At 60.3% G+C, this 15,013-nt stretch carries 14 protein-coding genes; 7 read left to right on the top strand and 7 right to left on the bottom strand.

Features of this window, described 5'->3' with window-relative positions:
- Positions 1–13: 13 nt before the first annotated feature.
- The 5 genes from purU to M0D64_RS28930 are packed head-to-tail and all read right to left on the bottom strand — an operon-like array spanning position 14 to position 4,473.
- Positions 14–871 (bottom strand): formyltetrahydrofolate deformylase, encoded by an 858-nt coding sequence (purU, locus tag M0D64_RS28950; RefSeq protein WP_054041202.1) that lies wholly within the window; start codon positions 869–871, stop codon positions 14–16.
- Between the two features lie 51 nt (positions 872–922).
- Entirely contained in the window at positions 923–2,053 is a 1,131-nt protein-coding gene (locus M0D64_RS28945; protein ID WP_266240919.1) for an aminomethyltransferase family protein, read from the bottom strand.
- A 51-nt stretch (positions 2,054–2,104) separates the two neighbouring features.
- A complete protein-coding gene (locus tag M0D64_RS28940) occupies positions 2,105–3,121 on the bottom strand; it encodes a DUF3445 domain-containing protein (RefSeq protein WP_266240920.1) in 1,017 nt (338 codons plus the stop codon).
- 12 nt (positions 3,122–3,133) lie between these two features.
- The gene (locus M0D64_RS28935) at positions 3,134–4,069 is read right to left on the bottom strand and encodes a PDR/VanB family oxidoreductase (RefSeq protein WP_266240921.1); all 936 of its coding nucleotides are present in this window, start codon (positions 4,067–4,069) and stop codon (positions 3,134–3,136) included.
- Entirely contained in the window at positions 4,066–4,473 is a 408-nt protein-coding gene (locus tag M0D64_RS28930) for a dimethylamine monooxygenase subunit DmmA family protein (protein WP_266240922.1), read from the bottom strand. The genes M0D64_RS28935 and M0D64_RS28930 overlap by 4 nt, the downstream gene beginning before the upstream one ends.
- A 456-nt stretch (positions 4,474–4,929) precedes the next feature.
- On the opposite strand from M0D64_RS28930, the gene M0D64_RS28925 reads away from it, so the two are divergent.
- Genes M0D64_RS28925 through M0D64_RS28915 form a run of 3 tightly spaced genes read left to right on the top strand, consistent with a single transcriptional unit; the run spans position 4,930 to position 7,021 of the window.
- Positions 4,930–5,646 (top strand): sensor histidine kinase, encoded by a 717-nt coding sequence (locus M0D64_RS28925; protein ID WP_301717696.1) that lies wholly within the window; start codon positions 4,930–4,932, stop codon positions 5,644–5,646.
- On the top strand, positions 5,618–6,265 hold the full coding sequence (locus M0D64_RS28920; RefSeq protein WP_266260267.1) for a response regulator: 648 nt from the start codon (positions 5,618–5,620) through the stop codon (positions 6,263–6,265). Before M0D64_RS28925 ends, M0D64_RS28920 begins: the two co-directional genes overlap by 29 nt.
- A 15-nt stretch (positions 6,266–6,280) precedes the next feature.
- Positions 6,281–7,021: a PAS domain-containing protein gene (locus M0D64_RS28915; RefSeq protein ID WP_266260266.1), complete on the top strand. Its 741-nt coding sequence runs from the start codon at positions 6,281–6,283 to the stop codon at positions 7,019–7,021.
- 66 nt (positions 7,022–7,087) lie between these two features.
- Here the strand turns inward: M0D64_RS28915 and M0D64_RS28910 are convergent, their stop codons facing one another.
- A complete protein-coding gene (locus M0D64_RS28910; RefSeq protein ID WP_266260265.1) occupies positions 7,088–8,776 on the bottom strand; it encodes an APC family permease in 1,689 nt (562 codons plus the stop codon).
- 193 nt (positions 8,777–8,969) lie between these two features.
- Here M0D64_RS28910 and M0D64_RS28905 point away from each other — a divergent pair, with 193 nt between their 5' ends.
- The gene (locus tag M0D64_RS28905) at positions 8,970–9,665 is read left to right on the top strand and encodes a mobilization protein (RefSeq protein ID WP_266260264.1); all 696 of its coding nucleotides are present in this window, start codon (positions 8,970–8,972) and stop codon (positions 9,663–9,665) included.
- Positions 9,666–9,682: 17 nt separating this feature from the next.
- On the opposite strand, the gene M0D64_RS28900 is transcribed toward M0D64_RS28905, so the two are convergent.
- Positions 9,683–10,636 carry a LysR substrate-binding domain-containing protein gene (locus M0D64_RS28900; protein ID WP_266260323.1) on the bottom strand — a complete coding sequence of 318 codons (954 nt, stop codon included), beginning with the start codon at positions 10,634–10,636 and terminating at the stop codon, positions 9,683–9,685.
- Positions 10,637–10,978: 342 nt separating this feature from the next.
- On the opposite strand from M0D64_RS28900, the gene ansP reads away from it, so the two are divergent.
- From ansP to M0D64_RS28885, 3 genes are all read left to right on the top strand, one after another.
- On the top strand, positions 10,979–12,475 hold the full coding sequence (gene ansP / locus M0D64_RS28895; RefSeq protein WP_266260263.1) for an L-asparagine permease: 1,497 nt from the start codon (positions 10,979–10,981) through the stop codon (positions 12,473–12,475).
- An 83-nt stretch (positions 12,476–12,558) separates the two neighbouring features.
- Complete coding sequence (locus M0D64_RS28890) at positions 12,559–13,974, top strand: circularly permuted type 2 ATP-grasp protein (RefSeq protein WP_168435833.1); 1,416 nt, start codon at positions 12,559–12,561, stop codon at positions 13,972–13,974.
- Between the two features lie 94 nt (positions 13,975–14,068).
- Positions 14,069–15,010: an alpha-E domain-containing protein gene (locus tag M0D64_RS28885; RefSeq protein WP_266260262.1), complete on the top strand. Its 942-nt coding sequence runs from the start codon at positions 14,069–14,071 to the stop codon at positions 15,008–15,010.
- Positions 15,011–15,013 lie beyond the last annotated feature (3 nt).

Below are 15,013 nucleotides of genomic sequence, written 5' to 3'. Positions count from 1 at the left end.
AGTTGAGCCTGGGTTAGCGGAAGATCACGGTGCGGTCGCGATTGAGGAAGACGCGATGTTCGGTATGGAATTTCACCGCACGCGACAGCGCCACTGTTTCCGTATCGCGCCCGATCGCTACGAGCCCGTCCGGTTGCAGGACATGATCGACACGCTGCACTTCCTGTTCGATGATCGGTCCTTCGTCGAGATCCGACGTGACGTAGTGCGCGGTGGCGCCGATCAGCTTGACGCCGCGTTCGAATGCCTGGTGATACGGCTTGGCGCCTTTGAATCCCGGCAGAAACGAGTGATGGATATTGATGGCCCGGCCGGCGAGCTGCTTGCAGAGGTTGTTGGAGAGAATCTGCATGTAGCGCGCGAGCACCACGAGTTCCGTCTCCGTCTCGGCGACGATCTTCAGCAGTTCCGCTTCCTGCTGATCCTTGGTTTCCGGTGTCACCGGCAGATAGATGAAACGGATGCCTTCGCGCTCCGCCATCGGCCGCAGGTCCAGATGGTTGGAGACGACGGCGGTGATCTGCATATGCAACTGGCCTTTGTGATACCTGTACAGCAGGTCGGAGAGGCAATGGTCGAACTTGCTGACCATCAGCAGCACCTTCATCGGTTGCGCGGCGCTGTAGAGCTTCCATTGCATCGCGAAGTCGTTTGCGATGCTGCCGAAGTCGGTGCGTAGCTTGTCGATGCTGCCGGTCTTCGCGTCGTTGAAGCGGAACACCGCACGCATGAAGAATGTGCCGTTGGATTCGTCGTCGAATTGCGCCAGCTCGCTGATATAGCAGCCCGATTGCGCGAGATAGGACGAGACGGCCGCGACGATGCCGGAGGTGGCCGGGCAACTGATCGTCAGTATGTAATTCTGGGTCACTGCGACACTCCTGAAAATTCGTGAGAGACGTAACGGGAGACCGTCGACGGATCAGCCGATCGCGGTGCGTTTCTTCTTTTCCGGATCGTCGAACGGCAATTCGGCCGCGCTTGCACGGGCCTTGATGCGGCCGCGCACTTCGAGCGGTGCACCGGGGCGGGCGTAGTCCACGTCGAGGCGGGCGATCGCCATCGAGCGGCCGGTCAACCGCGAGACCATGCCGCATGTGACGACGCCGACCTGCTTGCCGTCGTTCCACAATGCGTCGCCGCCGTTGGCTGCTTCGGTGGAGTCCACCAGCACGCCGAAGATCTTGAAACGCTCCTTGCCTTGCAGACGGAAGTGTTCGCCCGCGCCACAGAACTCGGTTTTTCCCGGCGATACGGTGAAGTCGAGGCCGAGTTCCCACAGCGTGTCGCCCGCCTTTTCGTTCGCGAACGGGTACATCTCGGAGTTGTCGTAGGGGAAGAACAGCAGATAGCTTTCGACGCGTAACCAGTCGAGCGCCGTGAACGCGCACGGGATGATGCCGGACGCCGCGCCTTTGTCGAGGACGGTGTCCCAGATGAAGGGTGCATCCGCGGCCTTGCAGAAGATTTCGTAGCCGCGTTCGCCCGTATAGCCGGTGCGAGAGATCATCACCGGCTTGCCGAAAAGCCGCGTTTGCAGGTGATGGAAGTAAGGCAGATCGCGAATACCCGGCACGTGTTCCGCGAGGAAGTCCACGGCGGCGGGACCCTGTAAAGACAGATCATGCAGATCGTCGTCGAACAGCACGGCGACCTGACGGCCCTGCGCGGAGCGAACGAGGCGTTCATAACCGGTTCCGGAGCCATGCACGACCATGAACGCATTCGGCCCGGTTCGGTAGACGATGCAATCGTCGATAAACTTGCCGTCTTCATTCAGCATCGCTGCATAAACCGACTTGCCGGGGTAGAGCTTGCTGACGTCGCGCGTGGTTGCCCAGTTGAGCAGGCTTTCCGCGTGTGGGCCGACGTAGTGGACCTTCTTCAGACCGGATACATCCATCAAACCAGCCTTGGTGCGAATCGCCTCGTGCTGATCGGCGAGGTCGCCGGAGTACGTCCATGCGGTGCCCATTCCGTTCCAGTCTTCGAGGTTCGAGCCCAATGCGCGATGACGGTCCGCAAGCGCGGAAATGCGCCATGAATTAGCCATGTCTGCTACTCCAGAGGTGAGGATGTGTTGGTGTACGAAATCGACAAGGCATCAGGTGCCGTTGTCGAACTGGCTCAACCAGTCGACCAGAGTCTTCCGGTAACGCGTCATACCCTTGTAGTCGGCAATCGGTTCAGGCAGGTCGCGCAGCACCCGATGAAGACGGCGCGCCCACGCCGGCTGAGTGACGAGATCGGCCATGCTGGCGAGATACGTGCGGATGCTGAACATCATCGCGTTACTCTGCGGCAGCCGCGCCATAAATTGCAGTTCGACGCGCAGATGCACGCATTGCGCGACGTTCTCCGGCGTGACCTGACCGCGCTCCGCGCCCCACAGGTGGTAGTTCTCGGGTGCGGTATCGAGGCGGGGGTTGATCGTGAGTGTCCAATTCAGACGGCGTACCGGGCGGTCTACCTGGATATGCAGCAGATACTTTAGCGCGCGATCGAAGATGCCCATGTCGTGTGCCATGGGCACCGGCGAATGCCATTGCTTGAAACTCATTCCCGCATCGAACGCGAGCGACCAGTCGGCAGGGCCGGTGATGACACCGGCATCCATGAAGAGGTCGCCGTCACGCTGATCGAGCAGCGCAATATCGCCTTGCGTCTGCCGCATGATGTATTCGAGCGGCTCGCACGGCAGCGTCTCGGCATTGCCGAAACGAAACGCCTGCTCGATGCCGAGCGCGCGATTGCGCCACAACCACTTGTCGCCTGCGCGGGTAAGTGAAAACAGTTTTGGATAATCCTGGGCGAGATGCTCCATGATCATTTCCAGCGCGTCCCACGACGCTCTCTGCATGTGCGGCATCACCATGCAGCGGCGCGAGTCGTTTTGCAGCACGATCGCGCGTTCGGCGACTTCGGAGCGGTAGTGCTCGTCGATATCGAACCAGTGCTCGAAGACCGAGCCTGGATCGCGTGACGTGGCCGGCTCGATATTCACCGAATACATGTAGGCGTCTTCGGGAAACGGGAAGGGGAAGCGGGCGATGGCGGCTTCGCTGTTGCGAAACGAAAACGTTTCACGATAGCTTTCGGCGGGCTTCAGAATGACGCTCATGGCGGGCGTTCCTCAAAGATCCAGGAAAAGGGAGGTGCTGTGGGCGCGCGAGACACACGGCATCAGGTGCGTGGCGCGCTCGGATTCGTGAAGGAACAGATCGCGGTGGTCGACTTCGCCGGTAACGTGACGGGTCGAACACCGACCGCAGACACCGCCGCGGCACAGGTTCGGGATGTCGAGTCCGCTTGCTTCGAGCGCTTCCAGCAGGCTCTGGTCTGCCGCCACTTCCAACCTCGAGCCACTACGCATGAGTGTCACGACGAACGGCGTGCCGGACTGCGGCGCAGCAAAGGCTTCCCAGTGCACGCGGCCGTCCGGCCAGCCGAGGGCACGAGCCGTGTCTCGTACCGAGTCCAGAAGGGTTTGCGGACCGCACACGTAAACATGCGTGCCCAGCGGGCGACCGCGTAGCACCCGTTCGACATCGAGGCGCGCGCGCTCACCGTCGTATCCATGGAAGCGGCTGCCGAGGCGCTCGCTCAACTCGGCGCGATACGCATCCGTGAGCCCTTGCCGGTAGGCGTAGTGCAGTTCGAAGTCGGCAACATCGCGCTCCAGTGCGGTGACATGCGCGACGAACGGTGTGATGCCGATGCCCCCCGCGATCAGGATGTGAGCGCGAGCGCTGGAACGCAGTGCAAACAGATTGGCCGGCGGCGTGATTTTCAATGCCGCACCTTCACGCATTTGCTCATGCATGAATACCGAGCCGCCGCGCGAATCGTCCTGTTTGCGTACGGCAATGCGATAGCTGGATGCGTCCGCCGGATCGCTAATCAACGAATAGGCGTTGCGCAATGGGCGGTCATCCAGTGGCAACTGCACCTGGATATGGCTGCCCGAGGAAAACTTCGGCAGCCGACCGTGCCTCGCGACCAGGGTGAACTCGCGTACCACCGGCGTCAGCAGCCGCGTTGCTTCGACTCGAACCTCGATTGTGTTCATGCGTGGCGCACCAGGTAAGGACGATCCGGATCGGCGCAGACGCCCAGATAGGCACCGACGCGCTGCGAGAAATGCTGGCGCACACTCAGGTTGATTCCACAACCGGCACATTCGACTTCGGGTAGCGCCTCGTACACATGCGAAGCGCTGCAGTGCACGCAATAGACGGCGCGTGGTGCGGCATCGAGCTCGGAGGTGATTTCTTCCGGCAGCATGCCCGCTTCGCCGGCGAGGCGGCGGATGCGCCAGATGAACGCTTCGTCGCCGCATACATAGAGCCGTAAGCCGATTGCCGCGCGATCCAGGGTCGCGAGAAGATGGCGATCGAGCGCGTCGTGTGTCGGGAAGAACGATGCACGGCGAGCCGTTGCCGACGTGTCGCCTTGAACGAGCAGCGTGCTCACGTCAGGCTCGACCGGCAGCGTCGCGATGAAAGCTTCGACCTTTGTAAGTGCGTCGGCTTGGACGACCACAACGTGTTGGCGCGCATCCTCACATATCCGGAGCGCCTGATATCGCGGAAGGCTCGGAGGCGAGCTTGGTGTTCTGTCGTGCGTCGATGTCATGTCTTTAGTCGCCGGTTCTGTCGATGCGGGTCAAGCACGTGGATCACGTTTCGCTTCAAACGTGTGCATTTGCATCTGAACTAAAACGGGGCGTGTGCTCCATTCGAGTGCGTTGCAAGACGCTGGTCTGACGGATAAAACACTCGAAAAGCGACGTTCCCCACAAGCAAAATAGTTTCTTAAAGGGAAACACCGTTCAATCCTGACAACGAGGTATGCCCAAAGGAGTAGTGCCGCAAACGGCACGTTTCTTGCCTCTAAAATCGCTTTTCTCGTGGGGTGGCCTGGATGGCGGTGACCCGGACCCTGATCCAGCGCGATGCATCCACGCAAGTGGTGGATGGGGGCGATGAGGCCGATTGCGACGGGGGCACCCGTGCGCTTATCCGTGAGCTTCACGATTCGGTCGCACAGCAACTGGGCTTCATGTCGTTTCTCGTCAGCCGTGTGCAACAGCAGGTGCGTAATCCGGAGGCCGCCGAACCGCTGCTCGCGGAGTTGCGGACCACGATGACGCGGCTGCAGCGCGACGTTCGCCAGTTGATCACCGGTGCGCGCCTGACGCTCGAAGGGCGCTCGTGGCGCCAGGCGCTGGCTGATTCCGTCGATGAATTTTCGCGTCGCTGCAACGTGGTCTTCGAACTGGATAACCGAATGCCGGAAATCGAACTCGCGCCGGACGTAGCGCTGCACGCATTGCAGATCGTGCGCGAAGCGTTGTCGAATGTGGTCCGCCACGCGCATGCAAGACATGCGCGGATTGAAGTGATAGACGACCCCGCAGGCGCTTTGTGTGTGACCGTGACTGACGACGGGCTCGGGTTGCGGCCCGCATCGGTGGAGGAAAATCACTATGGCTTGGAGATCATGCGCGAGCGGGCGCGTGCGATAGGCGCGCAAGTTGCAATCGAGAATGTGCAGCCGAATGGCACGCGGGTGCGCCTGCTTGTCCCGAATGACGATGCCAGAAAGGAGTTCCTTGATGGGTCCGACGACGTTGCTTCTGATTGACGACCACCCGCTGTTCAGGCGTGGCCTCGCCGAGTACTTCAACTCGACCGGGGAGTTTCAGGTAGTCGGCGAAGCTTCCAGCGGCCGGCAGGGCATTGCGCTCGCGGAGCAGTTACGACCCGGCCTGATCCTGATCGATCTTCACATGCCGGGACTCGGTGGCTTGCATGTGCTCGATGAATTGGGCCAGCTCGAAATCGAGAGCCGCAAAGTCGTGCTGACCGCTTCGCTCGATCGCAAGGAGTTATTGAGCGCGCTTCGCCTCGGTGCCGACGGCTATATGCTGAAGGAAACCGAGCCCGACGATCTGCGCTTATACATACGCAACTGCGTGCAGGGCGTGATCGTGCTGGACGATTGTCTGGTCACGCTGCTCGCGAAAGACGACGATGGTCCCGAAGGTGAAAAGGGCGCTCGCCGGGTCGAACTGACCGAGCGTGAAGCGCAGACACTGGCGCTCATTTCGGAAGGCATGAGCAACAAGCAGATCGCCCGGCAATTGGGCATCAGCGATGGCACCGTTAAGGTCTATGTAAAGAATCTGCTGCGCAAGCTGAATTTGCGTTCCCGGCTCGAACTGGCAGCGTGGGTTCACCGCGATGCCCTTACGCGTCAATGATGAAGGCGTAAACGAATGCAAGACAATGCTGTTGTAAGCGAATTCGCCGCAGCCGCGATGAACCTCGATGCCTATCCGGTCGCGTTGCTTCAAGTGGATAACGAGGGCAGCATTCGCAGCGCGAACGCGGCATGGGCCGAGCTGATGGATGCAAGCGCCGTGGGCGTGGAGATGGCCGCCTATGTTCATCCGGAAGATCGCCTGATCTGGCGCGAGATGCTGGAGCGGCTGCGTAACGACGCCGGTGTCTGTAGTCGCGAGCGGATACGCTTTGTTCATCCTCACGGTCAGCTTCGCTGGTTGGAGGTGGCATGTCGTCGGCACGAAGACGCCTTCTTTATCTCCGCGTTCGACACCACGGCGCAAAAGCGTCAGGAGACTTCAATCGAAGCCAGGTTGCGTAGTGCGATGGGACTCCTGAACGGCGTACCGGGATTGATCTATCGCGGCCGCAACAATCCATCGTGGTCAATGGAATTCGTCAGCGACGGCTGCGAAGAATTGACGGGCTATCCAGCCGCCTGGTTTGTCGACAGTCATGAACATAGCTACAGCCAGTTGATCGTGCCGGACGACGTCGATTACGTCTGGCGTGGCGTGCAGGAAGCACTGGCGGATCGCAGGCCGTTCGAACTGCGTTATCGCATTCGCGGCGCGAATGGCGATCTGAGAAACGTATGGGAGCGCGGCGTCGGTATTTATTCGGCAAGCAGCGAGGTGCTGGGTATAGAAGGCGCGATCTTTGCCGTGCGATGAACTTCGCCCGTGTTGCGCGGAGATTCGCGCAACACGGGCGTTCGGTCTTCAGAGAAGCGTGCGCAATCAGGTCGTGATCCAGTGGCTCACGAAGACGACTACCACGCCGAGCACTAACGCCGCATACGGCAGGAGACCCGCGCGCCGTTTGATGCTGGCGTTCGACAGATCCATGTCGTCCAGCATTGCGTCCGGGAAGCGGCCTTTGTCAGTCACGTAGTGGCGCCAGATGAACACCGGCACGATCAGCGCCGAGAAGACGATGCCCGAAATCAGCGTGCCCTTGCCCCATACATCCGCACCCAGTCCCATCAGTGCGAGATTGACGAACGACAACACGGCGCCGGCGCCGAGTACCCATTTTGGCGCTTTGAAAGGGCGCTCCCAGGTTGGCCGGTCGAGCCGATGGATCCACGCGGCATTGAGATTCAGGAAGTTGAAGATGATGTAGCCGACATTCGACATCGCGAGTACGACGACGTAGTCGGACATCAGCAGCAGCACGAGATTGAATACGAGGTCGGTCCACATCGCGCGGGTCGGTGCGCCGTTGTGGTTGACGTGCGAAAGATATTTGGGCAGCCAGCCGTCGACGGAAGCCTGGTAGAGCGTGCGCGACGAGCCCGCCATCGAGGTCATGATGGCGAGTACGAGCGCGAACACCAGCATGGGCTTCAGAATGAATTCGCCCCAGTTGCCGGCATGCACGATTTTCGCCATCGCTTCGGAAACACCCATGCCGCTGTAGATGCCAGGCGAAAGGATGCCGTCATAGACAGCGGGTTGCGTGACATTGCCAGCGGCATCCTTGACCTCGGGCGAGACGAGTTGGCCGAGACCGAGGGCGCCCTGGAACGCGAGTGGGACTAGCGTAAAGAACACGAGGCACAGGAGTCCGGAATAGACAATCGCCTTGACCGTGTCGCGGCGCGGATCCTTGAATTCGCGTGTGTAACAGACTGCCGTTTCGAATCCGTAGGTGGACCAGGCCGCGATAAAGAGTCCGCCGGCCATCAGTTCGATACCGCTCAGATTCCACGTGCCGTCTATCACGCGGCCGCCGGCGTCTTTTGCCAGCGGATAGAGTGGGAAAAGGTTGTGCATTGGCAGATCGCCCGTCAGCAGCGGGTAGACGCCAACCAACAGGAGCGGCAGCAGTGCGGAGATCGCGAGAATCATCTGGAGCCGCGCGGCTTGAAGAATGCCGCGGTGCTGGATCGCGAAGGTTGTCAGCAGAATCGCGGCACCGATCACGAAAGTGGCATTGACTCGCAGACTCAGGCCGCTCGACAACCAGCCCAGATCGACCAGCGTGATTTGCCAGGTGTTGATTGCGGCGGTCGCCGGGAACAACATGTTCAGCACGTAGCCTGCGCCCAGGCCCGAGCCGATCGCCAGCACCGGCGACCACGCGAACCAGTTGCACCACACGGAGAGCGGAGCGAGCAGCTTGCTGTAGCGCACCCAGGCGACCGCGCCATACACCGATGCGCCGCCGGACTTGTGCGGAAACAGCCCAGCGATCTCAGCATAGGAAAAGGACTGGATGAAGCCGAAACAGATTGAAATCGCCCAGATGATCCACGACGGCTTGCCGACGGTCGCCGCAATCGAGCCGATCGAGAACAGCACCAACGCCGGTACGCCGCTGGCTACCCAGAATGCGCCTGCCCAGCCGATCTTTCTATGAAGACCTGTTGCGTCTACCGGCGCGGCAAGATGAAGCTCCTGACCTGCATCGTTTACGGAACTCACGTTCGGCTCTCCAGAGGTGTTGTCACTCTGGCGACATTCACCGGCCAATATCGGTGGGGCAAGCGGCGCGAAGAGGTACTCCCTTGGAGGGGGGCGTAAGAAATTCTCGGTAGACTAAGTCGCAGTTCCGCCTTTTAGATCTGGTATTTTTTGTTTTCAACCCAGCCGGCTTCATAACCAAGGATCTGCACAGATGAGCTTCATCCACTTTATTGGCGGCGAGAAGGGCGGCGTCGGCAAATCGCTGGTCGCCCGCGTTTTGGCCCAGTATTTTATCGACGAGAGTATTCAGTTCGTCGGTTTTGACACCGACAAATCACATGGTGCCTTGTTGCGCTTCTATGCCGATTTTGCCGCTCCGGCAGTACTCGATCAGCACGACAGCCTGGATCCCATTATCGAACATGCACTCGAAGATCCGCAGCGGCGTGTTCTGGTCGATCTTGCCGCCCAAACGCAGCAGTCTCTCGGACAATGGCTGGACGACGCGGACGTCGTCGGTCTTGCCGAAGAGCACGGTCTAACGCTGACCTGGTGGCACGTCATGGACGCAGGACGCGATTCGGTCGATCTGCTGCGACAGTGGCTTGACCAGTTTGGTGGACGAATCAAGCTGGTGGTCGTATTGAACGAACTTCGCGGTGACCGCTTCGAGATCCTGGACGCATCCGGTGAACTCGCGCGTGCTGAAGCGCTCGGCGCGAGCGTGATCACCCTGCGCCGTCTGCCCGACGCGACGATGCAGAAGATCGATCGGCAAAGCGCAAGCTTTTGGGCAGCCGTCAATCATCATGACCGCGCCGCCGCAGGCTTGGGTATGCTCGAGCGGCAACGCGTCAAAGTGTGGCTACATCGCGCTTATGGTGAATTGGCGAAGGTCGCCTTATAGCTGCGCACCGACTGGCCTCACGCCGCGGTCAGGATGTCTGGTAACCGATCCACCCGCGGCTCAATCAACTGGGAGCTGATGAAAGCCCAGAGCTGTTCGGCTGCCTTGCCCCGCTCCTTGACCGGACGGTACAGGCGTATCTCCAACTCAGTCGCCCAAGTGTCCGAGCCTGCACGAACCAGATTTCCTTCGTTTAACTCTTTGGTGATACAGCTCTCTGGAAGCCAGCCGATCCCGTGGCCGGCTACAACCATGCCTTTTAACGCCTCTGACATGTGAGTCTCAAAGCAGCGGAACAGGGAGTACGGTTCCGTCGCGTTCATCAAGAGCATTTCGACAACGTTGCCAAGGAATGCACCGGATGAATAGGCGAGCAGGGGCAACGGTCTGCTGCTCTTGCCAGGGAGTTCGAAGAGAGGCTTGCCGTCACTGCCTGCTGCCGAGACAGGCACGATGCGCTCGACACCGAGTGTAAGGAATGGAAAGTGATTGGGATCGAGAGCGATCGGCAATTGCGGGTGGTGATAGCCGATCAGCAGATCGCAGTCGCCTGCCACGAGGTGTTGCACACCCTCGGGCACGTTGACGGCCTGAACCCGGGCCATGATGTGGCCGAACTCGCTGGTCAGGCGCTTGAGCCAGTCGGGAAAAAGCGTAAAGACAAGGGTATGGGCAACCGCGAAATGAACCACATGGTCGTTTTCCGCGAACTGTTCATATCCGCCCACCAGGTTGCGTGCCGCATGCATGCTGCGCAGGATGTCCGCCGCGAGACTGCGAAACATCCGGCCGGCGGGCGTGAGGGTGATCGGATTGACGCTGCGATCGACGAGCTTCGTGCCCATCCACGTTTCGAGCGCCACGATCCGTCTACTGAAAGCTGACTGGGTGAGATGCCGGCTGCGCGCCGACCGGGAGAAACTCTTCGTATCCGAAAGGCTAAGAAAGTCTTCCAACCACTTTGCTTCCATATTGATCACTTGTGTTGGGTCAATCGACAACCGCGTCTGCGCGACGCGGCAACGCTAGCCTACCGTTCCTCATTGCAAGAATACCGATGTTTTTTTTCGATAGGTGTTAGTCGAAATATGCATGAGCGTTGCCCCCATAAATTGGGCTACATACCTTTTGTCTGCCTGCCCTCGGTGACCCGATACAAACTGCCCTTGGTCCGGTGCTAAAAACGAACGACCGTTCTGAAATGTCAGTTGTTGATTTGCAGCTTAATCGACGCGCCATCGCGCATACATCCTTCCGTATATGTCCCCGGGATTGCGAAGTCAAGTGCCCGCATTAAAAGGATTGAACTGATTATGTCCACACTGCACAACCCAAATTCCCCGGCAGCCACTGGCGACGTAGATAAGAAAAGCTGGCTGGAGTCGCACGAAGCGGGATATCACAAAACGTTGGGTAATCGTCAGGTTCAGATGATTGCCATTGGCGGGGCGATCGGCACTGGCCTCTTTCTCGGCGCGGGTGCGCGCCTGCAAATAGCGGGTCCTTCGCTTGCCGTGGTCTATCTGGTTTGTGGCGTCTTCTCGTTTCTGATCCTGCGCGCGCTGGGTGAGCTGGTGATGCATCGGCCGAGCAGCGGCAGCTTCGTGTCATACGCCCGGGAGTTCCTCGGTGAAAAAGCTTCGTATGTCGCCGGCTGGATGTACTTCCTGAACTGGGCGATGACCGGCATCGTCGACATCACGGCCGTCGCGCTGTACATGCATTACTGGGCGGCGTTCTCGTCCGTGCCGCAATGGGTCTTCGCACTGATTGCGCTGTGCATCGTCGCGGCGATGAACCTGATCGGCGTGAAATGGTTTGCCGAAATGGAGTTCTGGTTCGCGCTCATCAAGGTTGCCGCGATCTCGCTGTTCCTCGTGATCGGCTCGATCATTCTTGGCACCGGGACGCACGTCGGCGGGCACACCACGGGCGTGCATCTGATCAGCGAGAACGGTGGGCTGTTCCCGCATGGTTTGCTGCCTGCGCTGGTGCTCGTGCAGGGCGTCGTGTTCGCGTTCGCTGGCGTCGAGTTGGTCGGCACGGCTGCGGGCGAATGCAAGGACGCGCGCAAGGTGCTGCCGCGCGCCATCAACAGCGTGATCTGGCGCATCGCCGTGTTCTATGTGGGCGCTGTGGTATTGCTGGTTTGTCTGTTGCCGTGGAGTGCCTACAAGGCGGGGCAGAGCCCGTTCGTCACGTTCTTCGCCGCGCTCGGCGTGCCGGGTGTCGGCTCGGTCATGAATGTCGTCGTGCTGTCGGCGGCGCTGTCGAGCCTGAACTCGGGGCTGTATTCGACCGGGCGGGTGTTGCGTGCGTTGTCGATGGGCGGGTCCGCGCCGCACTTCCTGTCCCGCATGAGCTCGCAGTCGGTGCCGTACGCCGGCATTCTGGTCACGGTCGCGATCTATATCGTGGGTGTCGTGCTGAACTATTTCGTGCCGTCGAGCGTGTTCGAAATCGTGCTCAACATGGCCTCGCTCGGTATTCTCAGCACCTGGGGATTCATCGTGGTTTGCCAGATGAAGCTCCGGCAGGCGGTGGCCCGTGGTGAGGCTGAGCCGGTGACGTTCAGAATGCCGGGCGCGCCGGTGACGTCCTGGCTGACACTGGCGTTTCTGGTGGGGGTGCTGGTACTGATGGCATTCGACTATCCGAACGGCACGTGGACCGTTGCCGCGATTCCGGTCGTGGCTCTGATCCTGGTTGCCGGCTGGTACGGGGTGCGCCGCCGCGCGCATGCGATGATGAAGCCGACGATCCCGTCGGTCACCCTGACTCAGAGCGTGCTCGAGGACAACGCGGGCTAATGCGGGCTAATGCGGCGGCGCGCAGCGCCTCCCTGTTGCATCGACAACAACAGTAACAACAGCAATAACGACGGAGAACCGAAGTGAAGCCATTCGATGAGATGCTGACGTCCGCTGACGGGGTCCGCGCGCCTTATGAACTGCTCAAGCAATGGCTCGATACGCAGCATCCTGCGAATCTCGCGCAGAAAGCCGATGACGCGGAAAGCGTGTTCCGCAAGACGGGCATTACGTTTGCCGTGTACGGCGAAGAAGAGGCCGCCGAGCGTCTGATTCCGTTCGACATCATCCCGCGCATCATTTCCGGTTCGGAATGGACGCGCCTTTCGCAAGGCATCGAACAGCGCGTGATCGCCCTCAACGCCTTTCTCGACGATATCTATCATCGTCAGGAGATCGTGCGCGCCGGGCGTATCCCGAAGGAACTGATCGCCCAGAACGAGGCCTTTCTGCCGGAGATGATCGGCTTCCGGCCGCCGGGGAACGTCTACACGCACATCATCGGCGTGGACATCGTGCGCACGGCCGAAAATCAGTTCTACGTGCTGGAAGACAATGCCCGTACACCCTCCGGTGTCTCCTACATGCTGGAGAACCGCGAGACGATGATGCAGCTTTTCCCCGAGCTGTTTCAGCAGGTCAAGGTGCGGCCGGTCGAAGCCTATCCCCAACTGCTGCGCGAGTCGCTTGCCGCGGTGTGTCCGCCCGGCGGCAACCAGGACAATCCGACCATCGCGGTGCTGACGCCCGGTATCCACAACTCCGCGTACTACGAGCACGCGTTCCTCGCCGACCAGATGGGGGTTCATCTGGTCGAGGGCAGCGATCTCCAGGTCGTGGACGGCCGCGTGGCAATGCGCACAACCGAAGGGTTCCGCGCCATCGACGTGCTGTATCGCCGGCTCGATGACGCCTATCTCGATCCGCTGACTTTCCGGCCCGATTCCGTGCTTGGCGTCGCCGGCATCATGGACGTCTACCGCGCGGGCAACATCACGATCGCCAACGCACCGGGCACCGGCATCGCCGACGACAAGGCGATCTATTCCTATATGCCGGAAATCGTCGAGTTCTACACGGGGCGCAAGTCGATCCTCGAGAACGTGCCGACCTGGCGCTGTTCCGAGCCGGGCAGCCTGAAATACGTGCTGGATCATCTCGAAGAACTGGTGGTGAAGGAAGTCCACGGGTCGGGTGGTTACGGCATGCTGGTCGGGCCCGCCGCGTCGAAGAAGGAGCGGGAAGATTTCGCAGCCAAGCTCAAAACCCGTCCGAACAACTACATCGCGCAACCAACGCTGGCGCTGTCGACCACACCGATCCTGACCGAAAAAGGTCTCGCGCCACGCCACGTGGATCTTCGGCCCTTTGTGCTGGTGTCGGACCGCATTCGCATCACGCCGGGCGGTCTGACGCGCGTCGCCTTGAAAGAAGGCTCGCTGGTGGTCAATTCGAGCCAGGGCGGCGGCACCAAGGACACCTGGGTATTGGCTGACTGAGGGCCGACCGAGGGCCGGTGGCGAGCCTCACAGAACGCCAGCCTGATACAGAGCTGGCACACGGAAAAGAACAGACACTGGAATTGGACAGCACATGCTTCTCGGACGCACAGCAAGCGGACTCTACTGGATGCACCGCTATATCGAACGCGCGGAAAACATCGCACGGATAGTCGACGCCGGGCTGCGTATGGCGCTGACCCGAACGTCCGATGCGCAGGCAACCTGGTCGTCCGTGGTGGTGACATCCGGCACGGAAGAGGGTTTCCGGGAGAAACACGACGCCTATAGCGCCGCCACCGTTTCCGACTATCTGCTGCGCGACGGCCACAATCCGTCGAGCGTGCTGTCGTGCATCGAAGCGGCGCGCTCGAATGCCCGCATGGTTCGCACGGCGCTCACCCGCGAGGCGTGGGAGAGCGTGAACGAAGCGTGGATGGTGGTCAGGCGTGTGCTCGCAACGCCGGTGGCGGCGAGTGAACTGCCGGTCGTGCTCGATCAGATCAAGCGCCAGACCGCGCTGATTCGCGGCACCTTCCACGGCACGATGCTCAGAAACGAGATTTTCGATTTCGCCCGCATCGGCACGTTCATCGAACGCGCTGACAACACCGCGCGCATTCTCGACGTCAAATACCACCTGTTGCTGCCCGCGGTGTTCTATGTGGGCACGACGCTCGACAACTACCAGTGGGAATCGATCCTGCGCTCGGTCGACGCGCATCGATCCTACCGCTGGGTGTACGACGTCCAGTACAAGCCGACCAATATCGCCGACTATCTGATCCTCAACGGCCGCATGCCGCGCTCGCTGAACTTCTGCTACCTGAACATCGTCGAGAACCTCGCGTATCTGGCGCAAGACTATGGCGTCACCCATGCCTGCCATAAGACCGCCGACATTACGCTCGCCACGCTCCGCGACAATACGGTCAAGCAGATCTTCGCGCAGGGCCTGCACGAGTTTCTCGAGGGCTTCATCGGGCAGAACAACCGGCTTGGTTTTGAAATCGCCGAAACCTACAACTTCGATTGAGAC

Origin of the sequence: Paraburkholderia sp. WS6 (assembly GCF_030464835.1) — a bacterium.
Taxonomy (GTDB): Bacteria; Pseudomonadota; Gammaproteobacteria; order Burkholderiales; family Burkholderiaceae; genus Paraburkholderia; species Paraburkholderia madseniana.
The sequence above is the reverse complement of the archived record's forward strand: the minus strand, read 5'-3'. Positions and strand labels throughout refer to the sequence as shown.

Bases quoted from the DNA above. Each gene is read 5' to 3' on its own strand.
- M0D64_RS28945 (WP_266240919.1), bottom strand. From the start codon at position 2,053: ATGGCTAATTCATGGCGCATTTCCGCGCTTGCGGACCGTCATCGCGCA.
- M0D64_RS28940 (WP_266240920.1), bottom strand. From the start codon at position 3,121: ATGAGCGTCATTCTGAAGCCCGCCGAAAGCTATCGTGAAACGTTTTCG.
- M0D64_RS28935 (WP_266240921.1), bottom strand. From the start codon at position 4,069: ATGAACACAATCGAGGTTCGAGTCGAAGCAACGCGGCTGCTGACGCCG.
- M0D64_RS28920 (WP_266260267.1), top strand. From the start codon at position 5,618: ATGGGTCCGACGACGTTGCTTCTGATTGACGACCACCCGCTGTTCAGG.
- M0D64_RS28915 (WP_266260266.1), top strand. From the start codon at position 6,281: ATGCAAGACAATGCTGTTGTAAGCGAATTCGCCGCAGCCGCGATGAAC.
- M0D64_RS28905 (WP_266260264.1), top strand. From the start codon at position 8,970: ATGAGCTTCATCCACTTTATTGGCGGCGAGAAGGGCGGCGTCGGCAAA.
- M0D64_RS28900 (WP_266260323.1), bottom strand. From the start codon at position 10,636: ATGGAAGCAAAGTGGTTGGAAGACTTTCTTAGCCTTTCGGATACGAAG.
- ansP (WP_266260263.1), top strand. From the start codon at position 10,979: ATGTCCACACTGCACAACCCAAATTCCCCGGCAGCCACTGGCGACGTA.
- M0D64_RS28885 (WP_266260262.1), top strand. From the start codon at position 14,069: ATGCTTCTCGGACGCACAGCAAGCGGACTCTACTGGATGCACCGCTAT.